General features: G+C 47.9%; 22 protein-coding genes and 1 pseudogene. 18 read left to right on the top strand and 5 right to left on the bottom strand.

Annotation, left to right across the window (positions count from 1 at the left end; translation table 11 throughout):
* Positions 1 to 227: 227 nt before the first annotated feature.
* The 10 genes from nikA (at position 228) to AC3RCI_RS28870 (ending at position 11,664) form a co-directional block, all read left to right on the top strand.
* Positions 228 to 1,775 (top strand): nickel ABC transporter substrate-binding protein, encoded by a 1,548-nt coding sequence (gene nikA / locus AC3RCI_RS28915; RefSeq protein ID WP_492527226.1) that lies wholly within the window; start codon positions 228 to 230, stop codon positions 1,773 to 1,775.
* The gene (gene nikB / locus AC3RCI_RS28910; RefSeq protein WP_492527225.1) at positions 1,775 to 2,722 is read left to right on the top strand and encodes a nickel ABC transporter permease; all 948 of its coding nucleotides are present in this window, start codon (positions 1,775 to 1,777) and stop codon (positions 2,720 to 2,722) included. Before nikA ends, nikB begins: the two co-directional genes overlap by 1 nt.
* Positions 2,719 to 3,576 (top strand): nickel transporter permease, encoded by an 858-nt coding sequence (nikC, locus tag AC3RCI_RS28905; protein ID WP_492527224.1) that lies wholly within the window; start codon positions 2,719 to 2,721, stop codon positions 3,574 to 3,576. Before nikB ends, nikC begins: the two co-directional genes overlap by 4 nt.
* Positions 3,573 to 4,373 (top strand): ABC transporter ATP-binding protein, encoded by an 801-nt coding sequence (locus AC3RCI_RS28900; RefSeq protein WP_492471114.1) that lies wholly within the window; start codon positions 3,573 to 3,575, stop codon positions 4,371 to 4,373. The genes nikC and AC3RCI_RS28900 overlap by 4 nt, the downstream gene beginning before the upstream one ends.
* Entirely contained in the window at positions 4,370 to 5,224 is an 855-nt protein-coding gene (locus tag AC3RCI_RS28895; RefSeq protein WP_492527223.1) for an ABC transporter ATP-binding protein, read from the top strand. The genes AC3RCI_RS28900 and AC3RCI_RS28895 overlap by 4 nt, the downstream gene beginning before the upstream one ends.
* Positions 5,225 to 5,754: 530 nt before the next feature.
* Positions 5,755 to 6,852 carry an iron-siderophore ABC transporter substrate-binding protein gene (locus AC3RCI_RS28890; protein ID WP_492527222.1) on the top strand — a complete coding sequence of 366 codons (1,098 nt, stop codon included), beginning with the start codon at positions 5,755 to 5,757 and terminating at the stop codon, positions 6,850 to 6,852.
* On the top strand, positions 6,845 to 7,885 hold the full coding sequence (locus AC3RCI_RS28885; RefSeq protein WP_492471117.1) for a FecCD family ABC transporter permease: 1,041 nt from the start codon (positions 6,845 to 6,847) through the stop codon (positions 7,883 to 7,885). The genes AC3RCI_RS28890 and AC3RCI_RS28885 overlap by 8 nt, the downstream gene beginning before the upstream one ends.
* Positions 7,882 to 8,913 carry a FecCD family ABC transporter permease gene (locus tag AC3RCI_RS28880; RefSeq protein ID WP_492527221.1) on the top strand — a complete coding sequence of 344 codons (1,032 nt, stop codon included), beginning with the start codon at positions 7,882 to 7,884 and terminating at the stop codon, positions 8,911 to 8,913. Before AC3RCI_RS28885 ends, AC3RCI_RS28880 begins: the two co-directional genes overlap by 4 nt.
* The gene (locus AC3RCI_RS28875) at positions 8,913 to 9,722 is read left to right on the top strand and encodes an ABC transporter ATP-binding protein (RefSeq protein ID WP_492527220.1); all 810 of its coding nucleotides are present in this window, start codon (positions 8,913 to 8,915) and stop codon (positions 9,720 to 9,722) included. The genes AC3RCI_RS28880 and AC3RCI_RS28875 overlap by 1 nt, the downstream gene beginning before the upstream one ends.
* 436 nt (positions 9,723 to 10,158) lie before the next feature.
* Positions 10,159 to 11,664: a malate:quinone oxidoreductase gene (locus AC3RCI_RS28870; protein ID WP_492471120.1), complete on the top strand. Its 1,506-nt coding sequence runs from the start codon at positions 10,159 to 10,161 to the stop codon at positions 11,662 to 11,664.
* Positions 11,665 to 11,812: 148 nt separating this feature from the next.
* On the opposite strand, the gene AC3RCI_RS28865 is transcribed toward AC3RCI_RS28870, so the two are convergent.
* On the bottom strand, positions 11,813 to 12,886 hold the full coding sequence (locus AC3RCI_RS28865) for a hypothetical protein (RefSeq protein ID WP_492527219.1): 1,074 nt from the start codon (positions 12,884 to 12,886) through the stop codon (positions 11,813 to 11,815).
* Between the two features lie 396 nt (positions 12,887 to 13,282).
* Between AC3RCI_RS28865 and AC3RCI_RS28860 the strand changes: the two genes are divergently transcribed.
* The gene (locus tag AC3RCI_RS28860; protein WP_492527218.1) at positions 13,283 to 15,382 is read left to right on the top strand and encodes a TerD family protein; all 2,100 of its coding nucleotides are present in this window, start codon (positions 13,283 to 13,285) and stop codon (positions 15,380 to 15,382) included.
* Positions 15,383 to 15,482: 100 nt separating this feature from the next.
* Here AC3RCI_RS28860 and AC3RCI_RS28855 read toward each other — a convergent pair whose 3' ends face one another.
* Positions 15,483 to 16,214 carry a glycosyltransferase family 2 protein gene (locus tag AC3RCI_RS28855; RefSeq protein WP_492527217.1) on the bottom strand — a complete coding sequence of 244 codons (732 nt, stop codon included), beginning with the start codon at positions 16,212 to 16,214 and terminating at the stop codon, positions 15,483 to 15,485.
* Complete coding sequence (locus AC3RCI_RS28850; protein WP_336782567.1) at positions 16,214 to 16,951, bottom strand: glycosyltransferase family 2 protein; 738 nt, start codon at positions 16,949 to 16,951, stop codon at positions 16,214 to 16,216. The genes AC3RCI_RS28855 and AC3RCI_RS28850 overlap by 1 nt, the downstream gene beginning before the upstream one ends.
* A gap of 217 nt (positions 16,952 to 17,168) precedes the next feature.
* On the opposite strand from AC3RCI_RS28850, the gene AC3RCI_RS28845 reads away from it, so the two are divergent.
* From AC3RCI_RS28845 to AC3RCI_RS28820, 6 genes are all read left to right on the top strand, one after another.
* The gene (locus AC3RCI_RS28845) at positions 17,169 to 18,041 is read left to right on the top strand and encodes an AraC family transcriptional regulator (protein WP_492530045.1); all 873 of its coding nucleotides are present in this window, start codon (positions 17,169 to 17,171) and stop codon (positions 18,039 to 18,041) included.
* Positions 18,042 to 18,264: 223 nt separating this feature from the next.
* Positions 18,265 to 19,221: an SMI1/KNR4 family protein gene (locus AC3RCI_RS28840; RefSeq protein WP_336782563.1), complete on the top strand. Its 957-nt coding sequence runs from the start codon at positions 18,265 to 18,267 to the stop codon at positions 19,219 to 19,221.
* Positions 19,222 to 19,465: 244 nt separating this feature from the next.
* On the top strand, positions 19,466 to 20,200 hold the full coding sequence (locus AC3RCI_RS28835; RefSeq protein WP_492527216.1) for an SDR family NAD(P)-dependent oxidoreductase: 735 nt from the start codon (positions 19,466 to 19,468) through the stop codon (positions 20,198 to 20,200).
* A 64-nt stretch (positions 20,201 to 20,264) separates the two neighbouring features.
* Entirely contained in the window at positions 20,265 to 20,678 is a 414-nt protein-coding gene (locus AC3RCI_RS28830) for a MarR family winged helix-turn-helix transcriptional regulator (RefSeq protein ID WP_492527215.1), read from the top strand.
* Positions 20,679 to 20,786: 108 nt separating this feature from the next.
* A complete protein-coding gene (gene flgB / locus AC3RCI_RS28825) occupies positions 20,787 to 21,197 on the top strand; it encodes a flagellar basal body rod protein FlgB (RefSeq protein WP_095360296.1) in 411 nt (136 codons plus the stop codon).
* Between the two features lie 135 nt (positions 21,198 to 21,332).
* Complete coding sequence (locus tag AC3RCI_RS28820; protein ID WP_183523119.1) at positions 21,333 to 21,704, top strand: winged helix-turn-helix transcriptional regulator; 372 nt, start codon at positions 21,333 to 21,335, stop codon at positions 21,702 to 21,704.
* A gap of 59 nt (positions 21,705 to 21,763) precedes the next feature.
* On the opposite strand, the gene AC3RCI_RS28815 is transcribed toward AC3RCI_RS28820, so the two are convergent.
* Positions 21,764 to 22,834: an SDR family oxidoreductase gene (locus tag AC3RCI_RS28815; RefSeq protein WP_492527214.1), complete on the bottom strand. Its 1,071-nt coding sequence runs from the start codon at positions 22,832 to 22,834 to the stop codon at positions 21,764 to 21,766.
* Positions 22,835 to 23,100: 266 nt separating this feature from the next.
* On the opposite strand from AC3RCI_RS28815, the gene AC3RCI_RS28810 reads away from it, so the two are divergent.
* The gene (locus AC3RCI_RS28810; protein ID WP_492527213.1) at positions 23,101 to 24,423 is read left to right on the top strand and encodes an ATP-binding protein; all 1,323 of its coding nucleotides are present in this window, start codon (positions 23,101 to 23,103) and stop codon (positions 24,421 to 24,423) included.
* Between the two features lie 115 nt (positions 24,424 to 24,538).
* On the opposite strand, the pseudogene AC3RCI_RS28805 reads toward AC3RCI_RS28810, so the two are convergent.
* A pseudogene (locus AC3RCI_RS28805) lies at positions 24,539 to 25,155 on the bottom strand (NUDIX hydrolase).
* Positions 25,156 to 25,356 lie beyond the last annotated feature (201 nt).

Below are 25,356 nucleotides of genomic sequence, written 5' to 3'. Positions count from 1 at the left end.
CTAGGTCACATTAAAAGAACACAATCAGCGTAATAGGAACCATAATAAAGCCCTTATATGTAACAAAAAACATGAAGAATCCGCTCTCATCTGAGAGTCGGGTTTCTTTTGCATTCCAACACCAATATATCTCTTGTCAAAACGTAATCATTACGATATGATAATACTCATTGTTTAAATAATAATAATTACGATTAAGACAACGATTAAGAGAGAGGGGCATTACCTTGAATAAAAAGACGCCGCTGCTGGTGCTGACCTCCCTGGTCCTGAGCGCCGGACTGCTGAGCGCCTGTGGATCTTCCGAAACGAGTCCCGCTGCGCAGCCTTCCACCGATAAAAACGTTCACTTCCTATATAACTTTTCCACAAACTCGCTTGACCCACATGTAGACTCCAGCTATGTTCCGCTACGTGCGGGCATCACGGAAACGCTGGTTCGTCTCGATGAAGAGAATCTGACCGTTGCACCATGGCTTGCTGAGAGCTGGGAAAGCAAAGACGGACAGCATTGGACGATTGATCTGCGCGATGATGTAACATTCCAGAACGGCAAGCCGATGACCGGTGAATCTGTTAAGGCATCACTTGAGCGCGCATTGACCGAAAGTACGGCCATTCAGAACGCACTTAAGATCGACACGATCGAAGCCGAGGGCGACAAACTGGAGATTACAACAACACAGCCGTTCCCGGAATTCGCTTCAGAACTGGTGAACCCCAACACGGCGATTATAGACGTGAGTGAGCCGGACATTGTGAACAAGCCTATTGGTACGGGCCCGTTCAAGCTGACTTCTTTTACCCCAGGCAGCAAGCTAGAACTGGATCGCTACGATGAATACTGGGACGGTGCTTCACCTCTCGACTCGGTAACATTCTCGTTTAACGAGGATGCCAATGCTCGTACACTCGCACTTCAATCCGGACAAGTCGACATCGTATACCGTCCGGAAGTAGAAAGTTTGGAATCCCTTAAAGCAATCGATGGCATGACTGTGGAGTCCACCTCCACGTTCCGCGTTCACCAGATGACGATGAACATGCAGCGTGAAAGCATCAAGGACCTAAACGTGCGCCGTGCACTGGATGCATTAATTGACCGGCAGGGGATCGTTGATACCATCCTGCTTGGCTACGGTGAGTCGGCAATCGGGCCGTTCCTTCCGTCTCTGCCGTTTGCACCTACCTATGACAAGGCAGCATCACAATCAGGTGAAGAAGCTGCGGTTAATTACCTGAAGGAAGCCGGCTACACGCTGCAAAACGGCGTTATGACCAAAGATGGCAAACCACTGCAACTGACGCTGCTTACATACTCGGCTCGCGCAGACCTGCCATTGATCGCCCAAGTCTTCCAGTCTGACGCCAAGCAGATTGGCATCGATGTGCAAATTCGCCAGATCGATACGCCGGAAGATTATATGGCATCCAACCGTGATTGGGATCTGGCGACCTATAGTAACCTGACAGCACCACGTGGAGACGCCGGGTACTACCTGAACGCAACATATCATCCGAAGGGCGCACTCAACTTCAGTGGATCAGAGGATCCGGAGCTGACGGCGATCATCGATGAGCTGAATCTCACAGTCGATCCGGAGAAGCGCGCAGAGCTTGCGGAAAAGGCCGCCAATTACGTGCACGACAACGTGCTGAATTCATTTGTCCTGCATCCGGGTACGATCGTTGCCTACAACGGCAAGAAGATCAAGAACTGGGTTACCACGCGCAGTGAGTATTACATGATTACCAATAAGCTGGATGTGATGTAATGTTTCGCATTTTGCTCCGCAAGTTTCTCGAAGTATTTATTTTTCTGCTGTTCATTATGTTCGTGAGTTTCCTGTTCATCCGTCTGGCTCCAGGGGACCCGGTGCTCACGATTCTAAACGTGGACGAACTATCTGTCAGTCAGGAACAGGTAGAGGTTGTGCGTGAACAAATGGGCTTCAATGACTCATTGCCAGTCCAGTTTGGAAACTGGCTGCTCAACTTCATCCGCCTGGACTTCGGCGTATCGTACTCGACGGGGCAGCCGGTTATGCAGACGCTCATGCGGGCGCTTCCGGCTACAGCGGAACTGACAATCGGAGCTCTGCTTGTCATGCTGGTTGTGGCGATCCCACTTGGATCCCTGTCGGCATTGCATCGTGGCAGCTGGATCGACCGGGGCAGCCGCATGCTGTCCATTGTCGGTGCAGCGGTACCAAGCTTCTGGCTGGGCCTGATTCTGATCGACCTGTTCGGCGTACGCTTCGGTAATCTGCCGACCATGGGGCGGGATGGATTTGTATCGCTTATTTTGCCGTCTCTGACGCTGGGGCTTGCCATATCCAGCGTTTATGTGCGTCTTTTGCGCTCCAGCCTGTTGGATTCACTGAGCCAGGAGTTCGTCCGGTCCGCCAGGGCGAGAGGGTTATCCGAAGGCCGCATTTTCTTTTTACATGCTTTTCGCCACAGTCTGCCACCCGTCATTACAGTGTTCGGTGTCAGTCTGGGAAGTCTCATTGGAGGAGTCGTCGTTATCGAGGTGCTGTTTGCCTATCCGGGCATTGGCAAGCTCGTCGTTGATGCCATCCGCCAGCGCGACTATCCATTGATTCAGGGTTACATTCTGATCATGGCGGTCGTTGTATTCTTCGTAAATACGGCAGTTGATCTGTCCTATCGATATTTGAATCCGGAAATGAAACTCAAGGAAAGGGAGGCCCACCGATGAAAACGATGCTTCTGCGCCCACTGGCCGCTAAAAAATCGAAAAAACACAGCATACAGGCGATCACCGCCTTGCTATTTGTGCTGCTGATCATCGGGGCCTCCATATATGCCTTTGTTTATCTTAAGCATGACCCTACACTAACCGATTTGCGCGGACGGCTGCAGGGTGCAAGTACTCTCCATCCATTTGGCACCGACCATCTGGGTCGAGACGTTCTAACAAGGCTGCTGCTTGGAGGCGGCCAGACGCTCGGTTATAGTCTGCTGGCGCTCGGAGCGGCACTGCTCATTGGCATTCCGTTTGGCCTGATTGCGGGATACAAGCGAGGTTGGGTGGATAAGCTCTTTATGCGAATTGCCGATGCTTTCCTTGCCTTCCCTGACACCATTGTGGCTATTGTATTAAGCGGGCTGCTTGGGGCGGGTATCGGTAATTTGGTGCTGGCGATCGTGATCGTCAAATGGGTCAGCTATGCACGCCTTGTCCGCAGTACCGTTCTGTCCGAGTCGCAAAAGGACTACATTCGTATCGCACGAACCAATGGACTGTCAGACGCACGCATTATGACCAAGCATCTGCTCCCGCATATTGCCGGGCATGTGCTCGTACTGGCAAGCCTCGATCTGGGGAAGATCATTCTGCTCATCTCTTCGTTGTCCTACATCGGACTTGGGGCTCAGCCACCAACGCCTGAATGGGGAGCTATGCTGAATGACTCCAGACCATACTTCCAGTCACGGCCAGAGCTTATGGTCTATCCGGGTCTAGCCATCGTAGTGGTAGTACTGCTTGCGAATATGCTCGGCGACTATCTGAGAGACCGCTTTGACGTGAAAAAGGAGGTGCAGCCGTGATTCTCTCCATTGAGGAACTGAGCATCTTCAGCTGTGATCGTACCATTGTCGACAGCGTCTCTCTCGCCGTTCGAGAAGGTGAATTCATGGCGCTGGTTGGGCAGAGCGGTAGTGGCAAAAGTCTGCTCTCACAGTCGATCGGTCAACTGCTTCCATCCAACCTGCACGCAGCGGGGCGAATCATGTTTGAAGGCAGCAACCTGCTCGAATGTAAACCGAAGGAGATGCGCGCCCTGCGGGGAAGCTGCATCTCATATATTTTTCAGGATTATCAGGGAGCGTTCACGCCGTTTCGCAGTATTGGCGGACACTTTGACGAATACCAGAAGATCCATGGAGAAAAGTCTTCTGCTGTCCGGCGTAAACGCGCCATCGAGGCGCTGGAGTCCGTTGGACTTGGCGCAGAGCTGCTGCGCCGCTATCCGTTCCAGTTGAGCGGTGGTCAGCTTCAGCGTGCATCCATCGCAACATCGCTTATGCTATCGCCAAGGCTGCTAATTGCCGACGAGGCGACTACGGCGCTCGACAGCGTCTCGGGTCACCGCGTGCTGGAGCTGCTGGCACGTAAGCAGGCAGAGACTGGCTGCGCCATTCTGTTCATTACACACGACTGGCGTCATGTGCGCCGCTACGCCAATCGGCTAGCAGTTATGAAGGAAGGACAGATTGTCGAATCGGGCGGGAAACACCGTATTCTGGACCATCCGCAGCATGAGTATACGCGTCAACTGATTGAAGCAGCTCCTGTCCTGAGCCGCTCGTTAAAATCGGGTCTGAAGGAGGCGGAAACGCAGTGAAGACTATCGAAATGGAGTACCATAAGGAATCATTGCCGGTTGAGCCATCTATCCAACAGGACAAGGAGAAATCTGAGTTGTCTGCCCAACCGGTGCTGGGCGTGGAACATCTCAGCCGTACCTATGCTGGCGCTGAGCGTCCAGCTGTTAACGGCGTGTCTTTCACCTTAAACCAAGGCGAGTGCCTCGGACTGGTTGGCGAGAGCGGCTGTGGCAAGAGTACACTCGCTCGCTGTCTGCTGCGGATCGAAGATGCTGATTCCGGCTCGATCATGCTTGGTGGTGAGGACATTGCGCGGCTTAGCGGCCGACGCTTGCGCCCACATCGCAGGAAGATCCAGATTGTGTTTCAGAATCCGGCTGCGGCGCTGAATCCAAAGCTGAAGATTGCCGATTCATTAATCGACCCGTATGAACAGTTGGGGAGAGACGTTAAGCTGTCACACTTTGCCTATACATCGAAGGACGCCTACGTGAAGCAGCTGCTGGAAGCTGTTGAGCTTCCAAGTGAACTCGCGGGGCGTTATCCGCATGAGTTAAGCGGCGGGCAGCGTCAGCGCGTAACCATCGCACGTGCCATTGGTATTGAACCGGACGTTATCGTTCTTGACGAACCAACAGCCAGCCTGGATGTGATATCACAGGGCGCTGTACTGCAATTGCTAACCGACCTACGGACATCACTGGGACTTTCATATTTGTTCATCTCGCATGATCTGGCTGCCGTACACCGTATGAGCCAGCGTATCATCGTGATGCGAGAAGGACAAATCGTCGATCGATTTGGTGCGGATGCGCTGTTCGCAGATGAACGTCATCCGTATACGAAGGGACTCATCTCAATCTTCTGAGTAAACCCCGAAATGGAGGGTATAAAGGCATACCCAAACCTAAAAGCCACTTTCAATGAGAATTGATTGTGGCTTTTTGATGTTACTTTTGTTTTTCTGTACGTTTGAAAGCCCATACTTTTGCTGGTTTGTTCATTAAACTTAAGATATCTAGGAATAAAATAATTTTTGTCCCCTCCTTTTTTCATGACTTCAGATCGTATGCATCCATATTTTTTGTTGACAATCGATTAAAACAAAGGTAGATTTGTGATATCGATAATCATTATCAGTATCGCAATGAGTAAAAATGCATAAATATACGAAGCTTCATTCTCTACTTTGCTATAGGTTGTTTTCGCACCGATACATATAGACTGGGGTTTCAGGTGAGCAGATGCATGCCACGATTTTGCAATATCAGCTTCATTCAATCGCTCAGATTGATTGAAAACGTTCTCGAAATGATTCGTGATCGAGGTTACAGCAAGACAGGATAGTTAATCGATTTATTCAAAAAATTTTATTGTAGAAAAGGAAGGGTCTAACACATGAAGGGGAAACAAAACATTTCATTAAAAGCACTAATCATCTCGGTGATTATGATCTTGGCACTGGTGGGCTGCTCAACGCAGCAATCCGATTCGACCACGGGTTCAGCGCCAGCCGCAAACAGTTCATCAAACACAGATGAAGCAGCTACGGAAACAGCGGTTACGCCAGATGAAAGTACACAATATCCAATCACCATCAAGCACGCTCTTGGTGAGACGGTTATCGAAAGCAAGCCTGAACGCGTGGTTACCGTACAATGGGCCAACCATGACATCGCTCTTGCTCTAAATGTTGTCCCTGTTGGATTCTCGGCAGCAAACTTTGGTGTGCAGGATGACAGCGGACTGCTTCCTTGGACCAAAGAGAAGCTGGACGAGCTTGGTGTAACAGATCCGAACGTGTTCCAGGATACAGACGGTCTTGATTTTGAAGCCATTTCGGATGCTAACCCTGATGTGATTCTTGCCGCGTACTCCGGTATTACACAAGAAGACTACGATACATTAAGCGAGATTGCTCCAGTTGTGGCTTATCCAACAGCTCCATGGGCAACGACGTGGCGTGAACAAGTAAACCTTAACGCTAAGGGCATGGGCATGGAAGCGGAAGGTGAGCAGCTGATCAAAGATACCGAAGACATGATTAAGGAGAAACTGAGTGCCTATCCTCAGATTGCAGGCAAAAAAGTAGTTTGGGTGAACTTCTCTGCCCAAGACATGTCCAAACTGCATATTTATACGCCAGTTGACTCTCGTGTTTCTTTCTTGGAAGAACTGGGATTGAGTAATCCCGAAAGTATCACCGAACTCATTAAGGATCCGAAAAGCTACTCATTGGAACTGAGTGCTGAGAATGCAGAGGCTCTTAACGATGCCGATCTGCTGATCGGATACGGCAATGATGAATTGTTAAAGGCTATTCAGGCCGATTCCTTGCTGGGTAAAATCCCTGCGATCGAGAGAGGCTCTGTTGCCTTCATCGATAGTGACACACCTCTGGTGGCTGCCGGAACACCGAATCCGCTTTCGATTGCGTATACCATTGATGAATACCTGAAATTAATCGGTGCGGCGATCGACAAGATCAATGAATAGTTCTTCGACTTCCCAAAACAATCCTTTAAAACTTCATATGCCTAAACATTTCAAGACGGTGCTGTTCCTTTGCATCGTCTTGCTCGGCGTTTGCGTGTTGGCATCACTCACACTAGGTTCCCGGCTTGTGAGATGGAATGAACTGATGGATGGTCTGTTTCACTCCAATATGGACTCCTATGGGGCAAATATCGTACGCAAACGAATATCCCGGACCGTGTTCAGTTTATTTTGCGGAGCTGCACTGGGCGTTTCCGGAGCATTGATGCAATCGGTCACGCGCAACCCGCTCGCTGACCCGAGTATTCTGGGTGTCAATACAGGGGCGTCCCTGTTTGTTGTTTTCGGCATTGCCTTTCTGGGCATAAACACGGCAGGCCAATATATCTGGCTGGCCTTGGTTGGTGCTGCACTTACCGCTGTATTTGTATTCGCTGTCGGTTCCATGGGGCGGGGCGGCGCTACACCCATCAAATTGGTGCTAGCAGGAGCAGCCATAACGGCAGCCCTTTCCTCTCTGGTGACTGCCATCATGATTCCACGCGCTTATGTAATGGATCAATTCAGATTCTGGCAAGTCGGCAGCGTCGGTTCAGGCAACTGGAGCGATATCGGTACGTTTGTGCCGTTTCTGGCCATTGGTATCATCATTGCCTTTATTACGGCTCCAGCACTGAATGCATTGGCACTGGGTGACGACGTGGCAACCGGGCTGGGTGTTCGAACGGGAGTGCTCAGGCTGATTGCAGCACTTGCGGCGGTTCTATTGTGTGGTGCAACAACGGCACTGGCCGGTCCCATTGGTTTTATCGGACTTTTGGCGACGCATGTGATTCGGCTTATACTCGGCTCTGATTTGCGTTTTGTTATTCCGATGTCGGCGATTTCGGGTGCGATTATCTTGACGATATCCGACGTGCTTGGCAGGCTCATCGGCAGTCCGGGAGAGCTCGAGGTCGGTGTGGTTACAGCCTTCATTGGAGCTCCAATTCTTATCATTCTAGCGATTAAATCGAAAGTGCGTTCATTATGAAAAATAATACGATGGAATTGATTATATCGGGCAGACGTCATAGACGACGTCGGTGGGTCGTTGTTACTGCATTACTTGCCATACTCGCGCTCGCTCTATGCTGTGCCATGCTTTTGCTGGGAAATACCATTTACCCGCTTGGTGATGTCATCCGGGTCCTTTCCGGTGAGCAGGTTAAGGGGGCGACATTTGCAATCCATACCATACGTTTACCAAGGATGCTTGCAGGGCTGTTTGCCGGATTTGCCTTCGGTATGGCGGGTTATATTTTTCAGACCATGCTGCGCAACCCCTTGGCGAATCCGAATGTCATCGGTATAACCTCCGGTTCAAGCGCAGCAGCTGTGTTTTGCATCACGGTCATTCATGCAAATGGAGCCGTTGTTTCCATAGCTTCGGTCATTGCGGGTCTTGCAACGGTGGTATTGATCTATGTATTATCCAAGGGAAGAACCTTCTCGATCGGAAGATTGATCCTTGTCGGAATAGGCATACAGGCCATGCTGGATGCGGTCATATCCTATCTTTTGCTGGTCAGTTCGCAGCAGGACATTCCAACTGCGCTTCGCTGGCTCAGCGGCAGCCTTAACGGCTCCAAGATGGACGAGCTTCCGCCTTTAATCATTGCGGTTCTGGTCCTGTCTCCTTTTATTATTGTGCTAGGCAAACATCTTGGTTTACTGGAGCTTGGAGAACAATCGGCTACATCACTTGGTGTTGCTACGGATAAGACAAGAGTTGTACTCATCTTGTGTTCTGTAGGCATGATTGCTCTCGCGACAGCCACTACCGGTCCGATTGCTTTTGTTTCTTTCCTTTCGGGACCTATCGCGAAGAGACTAGCCGGATCAGGCTTCTCAAATGCCATTCCGGCGGGACTTGTTGGCGTTAATCTGGTCTTGGCTGCAGATCTCATCGGGCAATTTGCGTTCGAGGTCAGATATCCTGTGGGCATCATTACCGGAATCCTCGGTGCACCTTATCTGATCTACCTGCTCATCCGAATGAACCGAAAGGGAGAATTATAATGAAACCGACGCATGTGTTCCAAGCGGAAGACTTAGTGGCTGGCTATGACAATAAAACCGTTATTCATGGCGTAGACCTTGCGATTCCCAGCAACCAAATCAGTGTCATCATTGGGGCTAACGGCTGCGGGAAGTCTACGCTTCTCAAAACATTGGCCCGGCTGATCAAGCCGATATCGGGAAAAATTACGCTGGATGGGAAGCCGATCAGCAAATTCCCACCCAAGCAGCTGGCCAGGGTGGTGGGACTGTTACCCCAATCCCCTATTGTCCCGGAAGGGATCTCTGTTGCCGACTTGGTGGGAAGAGGGCGGTTTCCGCACCAGTCCTTGCTGAGCGGATGGACCAAGAAGGATTACGAAGCTGTAGCTGAAGCCATGGAGATCATGGACATTACCGAATTTGCCAACCATAACATCGATGAGCTTTCAGGCGGTCAACGACAACGGGTCTGGATTGCGATGGCTCTGGCGCAGCAGACGGATATTCTCTTTCTAGATGAACCAACAACCTTCTTGGATATTACCTATCAGGTTGAGATTCTCGATCTGCTCACCGACCTTAACCGGAAGCATGGAACAACCATTGTCATGGTGCTGCACGACATCAACCTGTCAGCCCGTTATGCGGATCATATCATTGCGCTGGTGGAAGGGAAGCTTGTCGCAGAGGGTGCTCCTTCTGACGTCATTACAAGCACCATGGTGAAAGACATATTTGGCCTGGACTGTACTGTGGTAGAAGATCCGTTGTCAGGCTCCCCTTTGGTCGTACCCCGGGGAAGATATCATGTAGATGCTAGCAAATAAACATCCTAATCGGACGTTCTGCTCTAAGAGGCCACAGTAAAACAAGCTTATTCCAGGAATTCATCATCTGGAATAGGCTTTTTCCTTGCCGAGAGCCGGCTGATTCAATCCCATTTTCCTCATGAGGAGAAATACGTACCTAGAAATTTGACTAGAGTGGCGTTATGGCTTGCCATGTTTTCTATTATCTTGAAAAAATAAATCTTTCACCCCTATAAGCGGGTTAGCGGTAAGGTTGAAACTAAAGTATACTAACAGGTAAACCAAGTAACTTAAAATTGCATATTTCAATCTAACCGTAATATTGATACACTATGACCAAGGTTTAATTTCGTTCAGAAGAGGTTTGGGCCAGTTCGAGAACGGGCTCGCTGCAAATGCCAAATCGATAACGCTTACATCCTTTTGGCAAATATAGGATATAAGGACGGTAGACATGAGCCAGGGACAAACGAGTACAGATGTTATCTTGATTGGTGCCGGAATTATGAGTGCAACATTGGGAACCTTGCTGAAGGAATTGGCACCAGATTGGAATATTAAGGTTTATGAGAAGCTCGCCAGTGCAGGAGAGGAAAGCTCCAACGAATGGAACAATGCCGGAACCGGCCACTCTGCACTTTGCGAATTGAACTATACCGTTGAACGACCGGACGGAACCGTAGATATCAGCAAAGCCATTAAGGTGAATGAGCATTTTCAAGTCTCCAGACAATTTTGGTCCTATCTCGTTAATAGCAATCTGATTCGTAATCCGCGGGACTTCATTATGCCGCTTCCCCATTTGAGTTATGTGCATGGAGAGAGCAATGTCCTGTTTTTGAAAAGACGTTTTGAAGCCTTATCGAACCACCCTTTATTTGAAGGTATGGAATTCTCGGACGACCCGGCAAAATTGCGGAAATGGATTCCTCTGATGATGAAAGGCCGCAAGGGGAAAGAACCGATCGCAGCTACCAAAATCGACTCCGGTACGGATGTTAACTTTGGTGCTTTAACGCGCATGCTGCTCGATAACCTGAAGAATCAAAACGTGGATATCCACTACCAACATAGTGTGAAAAATATTAAACGCAAGCAAGACGGAGCTTGGGAATTAACGGTGAAGAATCTGAGCAACGGTGCAGTAGAGCGCCATACAGCCAAGTTTGTCTTTATCGGTGCGGGTGGCGGAAGCCTGCATTTGCTGCAAAAAACCGGTATTCCGGAAGGTAAACATATCGGCGGATTCCCGGTCAGCGGACTCTTCATGGTGTGCAAAAATCAGGAGGTTGTGGAGCAGCATCATGCCAAGGTGTATGGTAAAGCTTCGGTGGGTGCTCCGCCGATGTCTGTTCCGCATCTGGATACCCGCTATATTGATAATCAGAAGTCGCTGCTGTTTGGCCCATTTGCCGGATTCTCTCCCAAATTCCTGAAGACCGGTTCGAATACCGATCTCATCACGTCGGTCAAAACACATAACCTCTTGACCATGCTTGCTGCAGGGGTCAAAGAGATCTCACTGACCAAATATCTGATTCAACAGCTGATGTTGTCCAAAGAGCAGCGTATGCAGGAACTGCGTGATTTTGTTCCAAGTGCCAAAAGCGAAGATTGGGATATGGTTCTGGCAGGTCAGCGCGTGCAGGTCATTAAGGATACGGTACAGGGCGGCAAAGGCACACTTCAGTTTGGTACAGAAGTCGTTACTGCTGCCGATGGCTCAATAGCGGCATTACTCGGCGCTTCGCCAGGGGCTTCCACTGCGGTGCAAGTCATGCTGGAGATTCTGCAGCGATGCTTCCCGCAGCATATGGATTCATGGGAGCCGAAGATTAAGGAAATGATCCCTTCCTACGGAGAGTCCCTGGTGGAGAATCCGGATCTTCTTCGTAAAGTTCACACGACGACAGCTAAGGCACTTGGGCTGACAGTTGAGAAGAAGGTTGCTTCGGTGTAAAGAGGCATCAGAGATAGAACGTATTGCATATTTACTGTAATTAATACAATGGACAAGAATAAAGTGTAAAAAGCCTTTGCTAACATGAACGTCGGCGAAGGCTTTTTGACGTACTATTCTGGATTAGTGCGCGGCACTCCCTCCGGAGCTACAGATAGATCCGTTTCGCTCCGTCCTCAAAGAACTGAGTAACATTCGGGTACGCCGATATATCGATGCACTTCTGTCGCAATATTCGCTCCATGAAGATTGTGTCCATAAAGATTTTATTGATAATCGTTCTGCACCACACAGGGGTGTCTTCGAAATATTCCACCAATCCATGAATTTCGTCAAACCTGAAAAACAAAATATACGAAGCATAGTTCTGAAGCAGCGTCGTGAAACAGTGGTCTCGATAGGGAGTGGAACGAGCTTCCGTCAGGAAATTTTCAATGATATCAAACAACGCGCTTGTATTTTCGTCATGCATTTGCAGCATTTGATCCACGTTATTAATAAGCTGTAGTACCGCTTCTAACCCTTCCTCGGAAGGCATGCTGAGCTTGACTGTCTTACCCTCAATCGATCGCAACAACTCCAGTGTAAGATGTTTGCAGGCCTGGATGTCGTGTGGAGCAATGGTAATCTGCTCGCTGAACTCATTAATATTTGTACTATAGTGATCATGAAATGCCGTAAAATAATATTCCAATGAGATATCGGTTTTGGTATGCACCAAGTTCTGGCCTTCAAATGAACACGCGTAGAGCGTTTCTTCGTTAACTGGATGTGCATAGAGATAGAAAAAGAAGAAAAAGTCTCTTAGCTGGTGCTTCTGCTCCTCGTTTAAACGAGTGATCTCACTCAAGTGAGACAGCTGGAAGAAGTTGTAGCTCTTCATCCATTCATTCATGGCACTGTATGCATTATACGAATGGATCGACAGTGTGGTGTTTATGGTGAACAGAAGATGATACAGGACCTGTTCATCATATATATCCATCTGTTGAAAAACATCTGCGAGAACAGGCTGCCAGTTTGGCTCGGATACATAATGGGGATCCCTCGGTTGCAAGTCATACATCCAATTCGTAAAGGTCACCTCAGGGTGATTCGGTAGAAACAGATCAGCACTGTCATCTTCATACAGGCCATATTCGAACGAATTCGTCCGTACAGGCGGTAATCCGCGTTTGAATTTGATATTCAGATATTCGTTATATATCGATTGAAGTTCCATCTATCCCAACCTCGATTCATGCATAGTTCTATTCTAAGTCTTACATAGTGGTATTCGACGCCAATGGGGTTGTTCCTATTCGGCCTTCCATCAAGCGAGCTGTATGGATTACGGGTGATATTGGAAAACGATTGATGCAGTCGTAATACTTTCACCCTGTTGGGAGATCGTGGAATCTGAGATGATGGGTCTACCAAAGGTTCGGTTCACGAACTTCGGACCTCTGGCCTTCAGGCTATTGCGATCCTTCCTTCTAACTCAATTGGATGAATAGGGTCGCAGCTCTCCTGAAGGATTTCTATTCAAGAGAGGAGGCGTCCAGGCTATTATATTCCTTCCTTCTCAAGCTAACCTTCCACGTTATATAGGGATATAGCTTTCCTGGACTCTTTTATCATGAACCATAACACCATTTATTTAAGACGAGCAAACAAACTGATTATCGAACATCAAGGGGAGAAACAACTGCCCAAGTCTTACCTGGCTACTGCCCTTAAAAATATTGAAACGCTGGGATACACGTTCTCCGATGAACTGATGCGAGCCGTACGAAGACTATCCAAGGAACAGTTTGAAGCATTCGTTCTTCAGTTGGTAGCGGATCTGAGAGTGATGGTCGGGGCACATGTGAAGTACAATCCGATGTATCCGGGATTTCCCATGCAGGTCATGCAGGAAGATGAAGCGGAGCTGTATCTCAATGCCATCATTCACTACCTAACCCTTGTATATCCTGATCGTGAACCTGTTGATAGACAGCCTTTGTCTGACAAGACAGATCTGAAAGTGATCCACTTGGGAAGTGAGGAAGGGTTCAGAACACTCATCCGCCAGCTGATTGAAGCAAAGGGTTCCATTTCGGAGACGGACAAGAATGACATCGATACCGTACTGGAACATGCGGAACCGGATGAGGTAGATGCGATACTGCCTGCTGAAATTCCGTTCAAGGAGAATGTTGGCTTCGTGGTGGCTTCGCTGTTGAAACATGAAAAGGCGAGTATAGAACGAATCGGCCTGTACTTCAAAACAGCAACCGACGTCCTGCGTCTGGCTGCTGCCTGGTCGAACGGTGATGTCAGTCTGGCTGCGCCTGCACGCTTCCGCAAATTCAAACGTCGTGAGAGACGTCTATTGCTGGGTCTACTGGAGCAATGCGGACAGATCACCGAGGATATGCCCCGGTATAAGGATCGCTGGGTGCGTCTGGGGGAGATGCTGCATCCTTCCGAATATAAGCTTCGGTATCCTCGCTGCGAGGAAGCCTTTGATATTCTGCGCAATAACAAGTCGTTTGCCACCTTTAACGGAAGCGTGGAGCTTGCGTTCCAGTATCGCAACACCTGGAGCCTGATCGATCTGCTGTCGCAGCGTCCGGGCGAATTTGCCAGAAGACTGGACCATGTACTGCGAATCACCCAGGATGAGGCCTATGTATTGTTGGCATTTAGTGAGGTAACTGCACAGGTATCGACGCCGGTGCTGCTGCAGGTGAGACAACATTTTGCCCAGCGTAATGAACCACAGGATCTTCGTGTCTTTTTCCCAAAAGGCAACGTGGCAAAGGCATTTGGCATTCCGAATCAGCTGCCAGAGCTGGATGAGGCGACATGCCGGGAAGTTGTGCAATTGTGCGAGCAGGCTCTGGTCGAACGGTTCGCAGCTCTTCCCCCACTGGGTAAGACGTATATCGATGAACAGCTCCATGACTATCTTGTGCCTTTTTCCCAACGTTCCGCGAGCAAGGCCCTGCGTACCCTCGTGAGAGGCAGCCGGGTACCCATGGGCGAAGGAGATACGATTCGTTTCTTCAACTGGTGGAAGGAAGGCATGGTCAACGGGCAGGACACAGGACGCGTCGATATTGACCTGTCTGCGGTGATGTATGACGAGAACTGGAATTATGTTGAGCACATCTCCTATACGAATCTGCGTTCCACCAAGTACAAGGCTGTTCACAGCGGAGATATCGTATCGGCTCCGCAGGGGGCATGCGAGTTCATTGACCTGCATATTCCGTCGATCGTTAATTATGGCGGCCGATATGTTGTTGCTTCATTGCTGTCGTTCACGAGTCATCCATATTGCGATCTTCCGGAATGCTTCGCGGGGTGGATGATGCGCAAGAAGCCAGGATCGGGTGAGATTTTTGAACCGTCTACGGTGGCTAACAAAATTGATATTACAGCCGATACACAGATTACAATTCCTGTCATACTTGATCTCGTAGATCGCATCGTCATTTGGACCGATCTTGCCCTAACCAGCCATCCACACTACTACAACAATGTAGAGGGCAATGAAAAGGGAATGGTCTTGATGGGCAAAGCCATGACCGGGTTGCGCAAGCCAGATCTATACGACCTGTTCATGCTTCATGCAAAGGCCCGAGGTGAACTTGTGGATACGCGGGATCAGGCGGACACAGTCTATTCGGTGGAGCAAGGGGTTACGCCCTTCGATATCGAGCAGATTATGGCGGAGTACCTGGCTTGATAAGATAGAGAAACCTACAGATATACATTGAAGAAGAGCAGCTGATCGCTGCTCTTTTTGCTGTGTTATTTCATTTTAAATTCACAGAGATCAGGTGAAACTATTTGTTAGATAAGTGAGCACGTACGAATCTTCTTGGATTCTTCACTTTCAGCACCTTCACATTTTTCGTCAAAAGATCTCTCTCACTCACAATCCATGTGTGATCTGCGGAGTTCCTTCTACGGATCGCAAGGAAGTTGGACGGACTCCCCGCGTAGATCCTGTAGCCTTTTGCCAAGCTGTCCGAACAGAATGCTACGCATTCTCCTCGATTTTTATCACGAAATCCAACCTCAGTGGCCACCTGTCGTTTAACAAGAAGGGTTGCGCCCTGGATCAGGGGGACATACTGGTTCGCCTTCGTAGGATAACGGAGCAGAAGGAGCTTTTTGCTGTTTAGGTACATATAGTGGGCTCGTTTGCCTACAATATCTGCATTGGTTTTTACCAGGGTACGTACACTATCCCTTAGATAGCTCGGTGCATAATAATCGTCGTCATCGAATTTGGCAATGAGGGTATATCTGGCCAGTGCAGTCCCGTGATTAAGGCAAAAGCCAAGGGATAGATTTTGTGGTAAGGAGATTACCCTTACGTTCTCATATGAGCTAGCGGCCTTCATATAGTTGCTCACCTTCAGCTTGTCATTGTTTAATATGACGATAAGCTCCTTATTCCTGTAGTTCTGCCTGTTGTAGTTGCGAAAAAGGTTGTCCATGCATTCGTGCCGTTTGGTACAAACAATGATGGAGACGGCATGTTGATTACGACTCTGAACCGGGGCGGCCATCAGAATTTGCCCCTTGGTTTTTTCTGTACAAATCGTTTGTAATGCTTCCTGGTTCGAATTTTTTTACTCTGTGAGATGAGTTCGTTATCGCTGATGATCCATGTATGATCGGATGAGTTTTTCCTGCGGATCGCAACAAAGTTATGTCTTCCTCCCGAATAAACCTTGTACCCCATTTGCTTGCTTCTAATGCAAAACAGATCATCCTCTCCGACGTTTCGATCCGGAAACTGAACATGACGTACTACATGCCTTTTAAAGACAAGAGTGGCGCCGGGGATCAGGGTCACCGGGCGGTGTTCATCCTGGGGAAAACGAAGGAGCAAGTTCCTGGATCCGCGCAAATACAGATAGTGGGCCCGCTTCCCAATGACATCGGCATCCGTTCTCTTGAAGGTTTGCAGGCTTTCCGTCAAATAATAGGGAGCATAATAATCGTCATCATCAAACTTGGCAATATGGCCATACTTTGTTTTCTTGATTGCGTAATTGAGACAAGCACCGAGAGAGGTCCGTTCCGGCAGACGAAAAACGTGTACGTTCCGGTGCTTTTTGGCTAAGCTTTGATAAGGGGCAAGAGGGATGTTATCGTTGTTGACGATAATGATCATTTCTTTCTTGAGATGCTTCTGGCGATTGTAATTCCTAAACAGGTTTTGAATATAGTTATGGCGCTTGGTGCAGGCAATAATGGACACGCCTTGCTTGTTTAGTGATGTTCCCGAACTGGCTCCCATTCAATCGCGCTCCTTATCCGTAAAATTCAAAACTATCTTTCTATAAAATATGTACATGACAAGTAAGAGGAACGGCATAGCTGTAAAATGGAGAATTCGCCGTCTATGCTGGACATCTAGCTGGTCATTAGATTGCTACCTGCAGAATGGTGCAGGGAATGTCGGATGCCGGAAGAAACGCTTTGTTATGCTTGGATCAATGGGGGAGGGAATGATGATGAATACACTGGCACGGCTGAATGAGGGTTTGGCCTATATTGAGGAGAATTTGTCGGAGACAATTGATATGAAAGAAGTAGCACGCATTGCTTGCTGTTCGGAATACCACTTTACACGAATGTTTTCCTTTCTTAGCGGGATAACCCTGTCGGAATATATTCGTCGCCGGCGCTTGACGTTGGCCGCACTGGAGCTGAGCAGCAATGACAGCAAGGTCATCGATATTGCGCTCAAATATGGATATACCTCGCCGGATTCCTTCGCCAGGGCTTTTCAAAGCATGCATGGGGTCACACCCTCCGAAGCGCGGAATCATGGTCCATCCCTCAAGGCCTTCCCCCGGATGACATTCCAATTGACCATTCAAGGAGGAAATGAAATGAACTATCGTATTGAAGAGAAAGAAGCCTTTCGAATTGTGGGGATTAGTAAAAGGGTACCGATTGTATTCAATGGGGTGAATCCGGATATTGCTGCGATGTATCAACTGCTCACCCCGGAATTGATCGAGACGATTAAAGGGCTATCCAATGTTCAGCCGCTGGGGATCATCAGTGCTTCGGCTCACTTCAGCGAAGGACGGATGGAGGAGAAGGGGGAACTGGATCATTATATCGGTGCTGCCACCACCCAAGTGGCCCCCGAGGGTCTGGCATCCTTGGAAGTACCTGCATCGACTTGGGCAGTATTTACGTCCATTGGTCCTTTTCCGGAGACGCTTCAGAACGTGTGGGGACGAATCTATTCCGAGTGGTTTCCTTCGTCAGATTATGAACTTAGCGAAGGGCCGGAAATCCTGTGGAATGAGCACAAGGATGTCACTTTACCGGATTACAGAAGCGAGATATGGATCCCGATCCGTAAGCGATAATGCAATATTCGTTCATTCCATGATGAAGCAGGATCTTAGATGGGATAAACGGAACTGAATTTTCCAAGACATTGTAGGTGTCATCCAAGTCGTCTGAATAGACTTGAATGACACCTATTTCATTATAAAGTTCTAGGCATCTGCATTGCTGGAGAAAGTGATCTGATAAGTGGTATAATTTTTAGCAAGGTATGTAGAGCGAATGAACAGGGAGGCAAGCGGGATGAGAGACGAGCTACTGGAGCAGCTGGAAGAGTGGCATGAACAGGACGAATTCGAAGAGATTGTGGATGCGATTACAGCCATTGATGTGGAAGAGCGCGATTATGAGCTGATCGGTCATTTGGGTAGAGCGCTGAACAATCTGGAACGTTATGAAGAGGCAGTTGAACAATTCCTGACAGTTGCTGAAGAGGGCCAGGACGACCCCTTGTGGCATTATCGCATCGGACTGGCTTACTATTATCTGGAGCAGTATGAGAAGGCACGTGCTGCTTTTGAGAATGCAGACCGACTGGACCCGGGAGATGAAGATACACAGGAGTTTCTTGAATGGATTCGCAGTAAAACAGCTGAGAAGCCTGCTGAGGAGACAGCTCAGGAGAAGGTTTACTCCGTCCCGGCAATCTCAATGGAGCAATCAATTGTAAGTGATCCGGATTCCACGGATTTCTGGAACGACCATGCTGAAGCGTTGGAGAATTGGGTAATGCTATCACCCACGGATGAACAAGTTGAGGCTGTGGAAGAGCGGCTGGTTTTCAAATTGCCAAGAGCCTACGTTGACATGATGAAAATACATAATGGTGGGGTCCCTCGTTACCGGTATATCCCTGTTAGCGAGGCAGGATCCGCTGAGAAGAGGCTCATTGAAATCTCGGGAATGCTGGGCATTGGCCAAGAGAAGAAGCATTCACTGTGCGGTGAAGAAGGCAGCAGGTTTATCATTGAGCAAGGCGGCTATCCGGAAATCGGTGTGGTTCTATGTAAGTGTCCATCGGAGTCTGAGGTCATCATGCTGGATTACCGTGCTTCCGATAATGCGGGTGAGCCTGAGGTTGTCCATGTGGATAAGGAAAATAACTATAAGATCACATGGCTTGCGCCAGACTTTGATACCTTTGTTCGCAGTTTGGTCAATGAGGACAATCGCCGTCCGGACATCACCGATTCAATCTAAGTTCATTTCACCCAATACCCTATCTGCTCTTTCAGTGGAAGAACAGAATAGGGTATTTTTAGTTTTGACATCACCCAAAATAAGTTAATCCGGGCTTTGGCATTGCATATGGGATTGTCCGATGTTATTATTTAGACATCTAATAGTTTTATATCTAAATAATAATTTTTGAGGTACGTTGAGCTGCTGATTGCCGGATCTATTTACACAACAATTCATTAAATTAACGTGAGGAGCATATTCCATGGGAAAATTAGAAGGTAAAGTAGCTATTATTACAGGCGGAGCTTCAGGCATTGGCGAGTGTATGGTGGATCTTTTTGCACAGGAAGGTGCCATCGTGATTGCAGCAGATATTAATGAGGCGGCGCTGGAGACAGCTAGCCAGAAGCAGAATGTCTATGGAATGAAGTTAAACGTGGCGTCAGACGAGAACTGGGAGGCACTGGCGAAGGTCGTCAACGATCGCTTTGGCAAAATAGACATCTTGGTCAACAATGCTGGTATCTCATCCGAAAAACCATTTGAGGAGATCAACGCACAGGACTGGGAGAAGATGCTTTCCATTAACGGATTTGGCCCGTTTGCGGGCATGAAGCATGTGACTCCATACATGGCCGCTCAGAAGAAAGGCTCTATCGTTAATATTTCATCGTATACTGCAATGATTGGGCAGGGCTTCAATCACTACTCGGCGTCGAAGGGCGCGGTACGTGCGTTGTCCAAAGCAGCGGCTACGACGTTCGGACGTCAGGGCATTCGTGTCAATGCTCTTTTCCCAGGGATTATTGAAACCCCTATGACCGAATCCCTGAGCACGTCCCAAGAACTGCTTGGTCGGCTGATTCAGGCAACGCCTCTGCAGCGTCTGGGTCAAGCTATGGATATTGCCAAAGCGGCACTGTTCCTGGCTTCCGATGATTCCTCCTATATTACCGGCTCCGAGCTGGTTATTGATGGTGGATACTCCGCACAATAGTGTGTAGAATAATGACAGCCTCTTAATTTTCATTAGGGGCTGTCTTTTTTATGAGGAGGCAGTTATGGAAGAGAAAACAATTTTTGAAATCATACACAATATGGATACCTTCACCAACAAGTTGATTATACAGTGGAACAAATCATTTAATGAGGACCTGGGCGTATCTCATGTTCTTGTGCTTTCCCATTTGAAGCAAAACGGAAAAAGTCGACCATCGGATATTGCGAAAATACTGGGGCTTACCCCGCCGACTCTCAGCTATTTATCGGACAAGCTCGTAGGAAAGAAACTGGCTGTCAGGGTCGTTGATGAATCCGATCGCCGCAATAGTTACCTGGATATCACCGAGGATGGCTCCGAAGTTCTTGGCAGAGCATCCATGGAGGGACAAAAGCTGCGCAGAGCGTTATTTGAAAAGTTAACAGCACAGGACCGGGAGAAGTTGGCGGAGATTTTTGAGAAGCTGAATCGCTAACGCTGTGTTGAGTTTTATATGTAAGAATTGAGTGAATGTTGACAGAGGGCAACTTTTTTTCTTATGATAATTGGGACTGCACCATTTTGCTCTTAAGGAGACTGAGCCGTGATTGAAACCAACACGTCAAGACGCAATGAATCTCTTTTGCAAGTGCTGAACGTGCAGCACAAGGTCACCACTGACAATATTGCCAATGCTGACACACCCAATTACAAAAAGAAATCGGTGGAGTTTGAAGAAGCACTGAGACGTATCGTGGAAAATGGTACAACCCGGGAGCTGGATATGCACCGGACACATCCGAAGCATCTGCCTGCCAAAGATCTCAATTCTTCTGTCGTTCCATACCGGATTGTGGAGAACAACGAAACAACGATGAACAACAACGGCAATAATGTGGACATTGATGCCGAAATGGCGAACCTGTCGGAGAACCAGCTCATGTATAACTATATGGTTGACCGGGTAAGCGGGCATTACAACAAAATGAAAAACATTCTGCAGAGCTTGAAATGAAGAATGTCCAGCGGCCCCGAGGGCTGCCTTTTTTTATTGGCTCATAACGATGCACCATGGTCTATAATTAAATTGCAACTTGGATTGTATTGTAGACTAGAAGGGAAAATGGGTGTAGAGGGAGGCAGGAGATAAATGCAAGAACCGATAAAAGTATATAATACTGCAGTCGAAGCTTTACTTGAAGTGATCGGCGGCAAATGGAAGCCCGTTATTCTGTTCCATCTTACTTTTGGCAAAAAACGTAATGGCGAATTGATGAAGCTCATGCCTGCCATTGCTCAGAAAGTATTGACCCAGCAGCTCGGTGAACTGATGGAGGCGGGAATCATATCCCGTATTTCCCATCATCAAATTCCACCGAAGGTTGAATATGAGCTAACGGAATATGGGTGGACTCTTAAGGAGATTCTCCATTCGATGTGCAGATGGGGAGATACCCATGTTGAAAAAGTATACGGTAATCGAGCGAAAATTCTGTTTAAGCCTCCCACCTCGGATGGTTAGAATTAAACAAGCGGATTCCCGAGGTTTGGGAATGCGCTTGTTATGCATTTAATATTCCGTTACGGAATGATCCTGCGCTCACGCAAATTCGCGAATATATCCATAAACATCGATTCGGTTTCGACAAAATCATGAAAGCCAAAGCGGCGGGCTTTGGAACCATCTGCGAAGAAATCATAATCCCACGAGAATACAAAGTCGCCGAAGGCCCAGGAAGAGATGTCATCATAGGAGGTTTCCATCAAGCCATATTTCTCAATCATGGATTTCCACAGACTTTCTTTGTCTGCCATCACCGTTGCGAGTGAGAGCGGAAGTGGAGGTGCCGTTTCCAGTTCAAAAAAGGCAGCGATTTTGGGCCAAAGTTCATTCCAGCGAAACAAATCGCCATTGGTAATATTAAACGCCTGATTGGCGCAGCGGGAGTCGGTTGCCGCCCAAACGGTAGCGCGAGCCAGCAGGGCAGCATCGGTCATTTCGAGCAGGGAGTGGTAAGCGCCTGGCTTACCGGGGAAGCGAAGTGGCAGCCCAAGTTCCTTGGAGATGGACGCATATATCCCAATAACCATGGCGAGATTCATTGGATTGCCGAGAGCGAAACCACATACAACAGACGGACGCAGGGCCGACCAAGTCCAGCCGCTTCCGGGCTGCCTTTTCTCAAGAAACTGCTGCTGATCCACATTGAATTCAGGCGGCATATGGTGTGCATCCGTTTCCCGTGCAGGTGTTTTAAACGGACCCAGATGAGCACCGTATACCTTATAACCTTGCATTAGACTGATATGCTGGAGGTTGGGAGCGATGGGCTCGATGGCATTGACCACATTGACGAGCATTGCCAGGTTGGGTTGTACCAATTCGGACCATGTAGGGCGATCTTGATAAGCAGCATAAAAAATATGAGTGACCGTCGTCAATGGACTCAGTTTGGCCTGAGTATCCGCTTCATTCAATAAATCCACCGATATATAACGCACTCTCGGAGAGTTTTGCCCTCCGCGGCGTGATACCCCAATGACATTCCATTCCGGAAGTGTCGTCAGATAATCAATAAGATTACTTCCAATGACTCCGCCCGCACCAATAACGAGAGCAGTGTGGCGTGAAATAAGTTGATCGGGTTTCAATGGGCATGCTCCTTTCTTTTCCTGTACATTATTGTGAGCCAGCAAAAGGAAGGTGTGAAGTACGCACCTCAAAGTCATATACGCACTTGAAAGTAATAATCAGCTGTTAGGCAGGTTCACGGGCTTTTGAAATGTAGTAAAAAGACTCGGATGTTGCTATGCTGCATCGCTAATTTTCTAAAGATGAATACGTATGATACTATATACAACATTAGAAGCCCGAACGGTATTTGCAAGCACTAATCGGAGGCATGTAGGAGAAAGATATGCGTAATTGGCTTAAAAATGAGAATGTACAAATGATAGTGATCGCCCTGGCTACAGCCATTGGTGCGCAATTTAAGATAAATCCTTTTCAGGAAGACTATTTTCGAATCGGCTTGGGCGTGAGTATCCTATTATTCCTGCTTATGATCATGCCGCATCTGTCTTACGTGAAAACGGGGATTCTGACGGGCATCGTGAGCTTTCTCGTGCAATCCGTTGATTTACTGTACGATGTAAATTCGATGTCGGTCCTGGAAAGTTTGCATGACAACATTGGAGCTGGCATCTATTATATCGCCTTCTCTTATGGTCTTAGCAAGTTCAAGAACAGGTTTCACGTGATCCAACCACTTCTCCTGGGTGGCTTAATTACATGTGTTGATTTTTCCTCCAATCTCATTGAGCTTTTCATTCGCGGTGTATTGAATGGGACCAGCATCTTCGATATGAGAGAATGGCTGTATCTGCTCGTTGTGGGTGGGCTAAGAAGTTATTTTATCATCGGTTTGTATAACAGTATCGCGGTAAGACAGATGAGGCTCATGCATGCGGAGCAGGAGAAGCGAATGGAGCAGATGCTCAATGTAAACTCAGGCCTCTACGGAGAGGTCTTTTATCTTAAAAAGGCCATGAAGACAATCGAAGGCATAACGGCGGATAGCTACAACCTCTATCGGGATCTTAGGGAACAGGACATGAATCAATACAGTCAGAGGACACTGGGGATTGCTCAGCAGATCCATGAGGTGAAGAAAGACTCGCAGCGCATTCTGGCCGGACTGCTGAAACTATATGACAGCGAGAAGGCAGTCAACATGAGCCTGTCGGAGGTTCTGAATTTCGCGGTGAAGGGCAATCTTAAATACGCTGAGATGCTGGATAAAAGAATACAAATTCAAATGGAGCAGCAGTATGATTGCGAATCGCCTTTTTACATTCCACTCTTAACGGTGATGAACAATCTGATCGCTAATGCTGTGGAAGTGATCGAGCTCGAAGGGACTATTCGGATACAGGTGTATGAACAGGATGAGGATGTACATTTTGCAGTAATCGATTCGGGCAAAGGTATACCTGAAGCCAAGCGAAATATTATTTTCGAACCTGGCTATACGACAAAATTCAATCAGGCAGGCATTGCCGCAACAGGAATTGGTCTATCCCATGTTCGAGATATAGTCCAGTCTCTGGAAGGGCACATTACCGTCGAATCGGCCGAGCGAAACGGGAAGGGAGCAGCCTTTGTTGTGTCCATCCCCAAGAGGAATCTTATTAAAGGAGCGGAAGCGGAGAACACGTTCCACCCGGATGGAAAGTCATGACCAACACAAACACAAACACAAACACAAACACAAACACAAACACAAACACAAACACAAACATAGAGATAGCGACTTTAACCACAGAGGGAGAGTCGCTATATTTATGTGGTGAATTTTAATCCAAAATAACGTCTTTGGTGGGATGATCCAAAAATTCAAACATGGTCTTCACCTGCTCTGCTGTATTTCTTTCAAGCGAAAGCTCAGGCAGATCATGCCTGTCGAAGAACTGGACTGCACTGGTTTCCACACCGGTTTCAGCTGTACCCCCTGTAATCTCACATTGAATAAACATCTTGTAGATATGATAAGGTTCGGGTGGATGGCCATGGAATTTCTTATCTAGTACAGCTAATAAGCGTAAGGGAACAACATCGAATCCGGACTCTTCCTTGATTTCCTTCACGGCAACCTCCGATGGAGAGAGGCCGATGTCGCTCCATCCACCGGGAAGGCCCAGGCTCCATCGATTTTTTCCTGCACCAAAAGGATTTTGTTATCCTTGAAAACAACACCCCGAATATCGACTTTGGGCGTTGCATATCCAGTATCACTCGCGAAAGTGAGTGATATCTTCTCCTTGTTTACAGAAGTGTAGTTAGCCAAGATATCCACGCTAATCTTTCTCAATTCCTCGTAGCGTTCGATATCGTAGACATCTTTGCCATAAGTTAAACCGGTCTGAGCAATAGCCTGAATCTGTTTAGCCCAATCGAGCCACTTCATGTCCACGTTAGCATCCCTCTTTCTTAGGCAAATCTCAAAATATATTTCCTTGTAGGAAATAAATCCATTATAGCAGAGAAATTCCAGCGAGTGATTACAAATAAGAAGCAAACCCAGAATGTCGGAGGAGCGAAAATTTCCATTCTGATTGTGAAAAACACATTGCTTTTAGCGAAGGAAATGCGAGATAGTATAGGGAAATGAGAT

This window comes from Paenibacillus sp. MT124 (assembly GCF_058792755.1).
The sequence above is the reverse complement of the archived record's forward strand: the minus strand, read 5'-3'. Positions and strand labels throughout refer to the sequence as shown.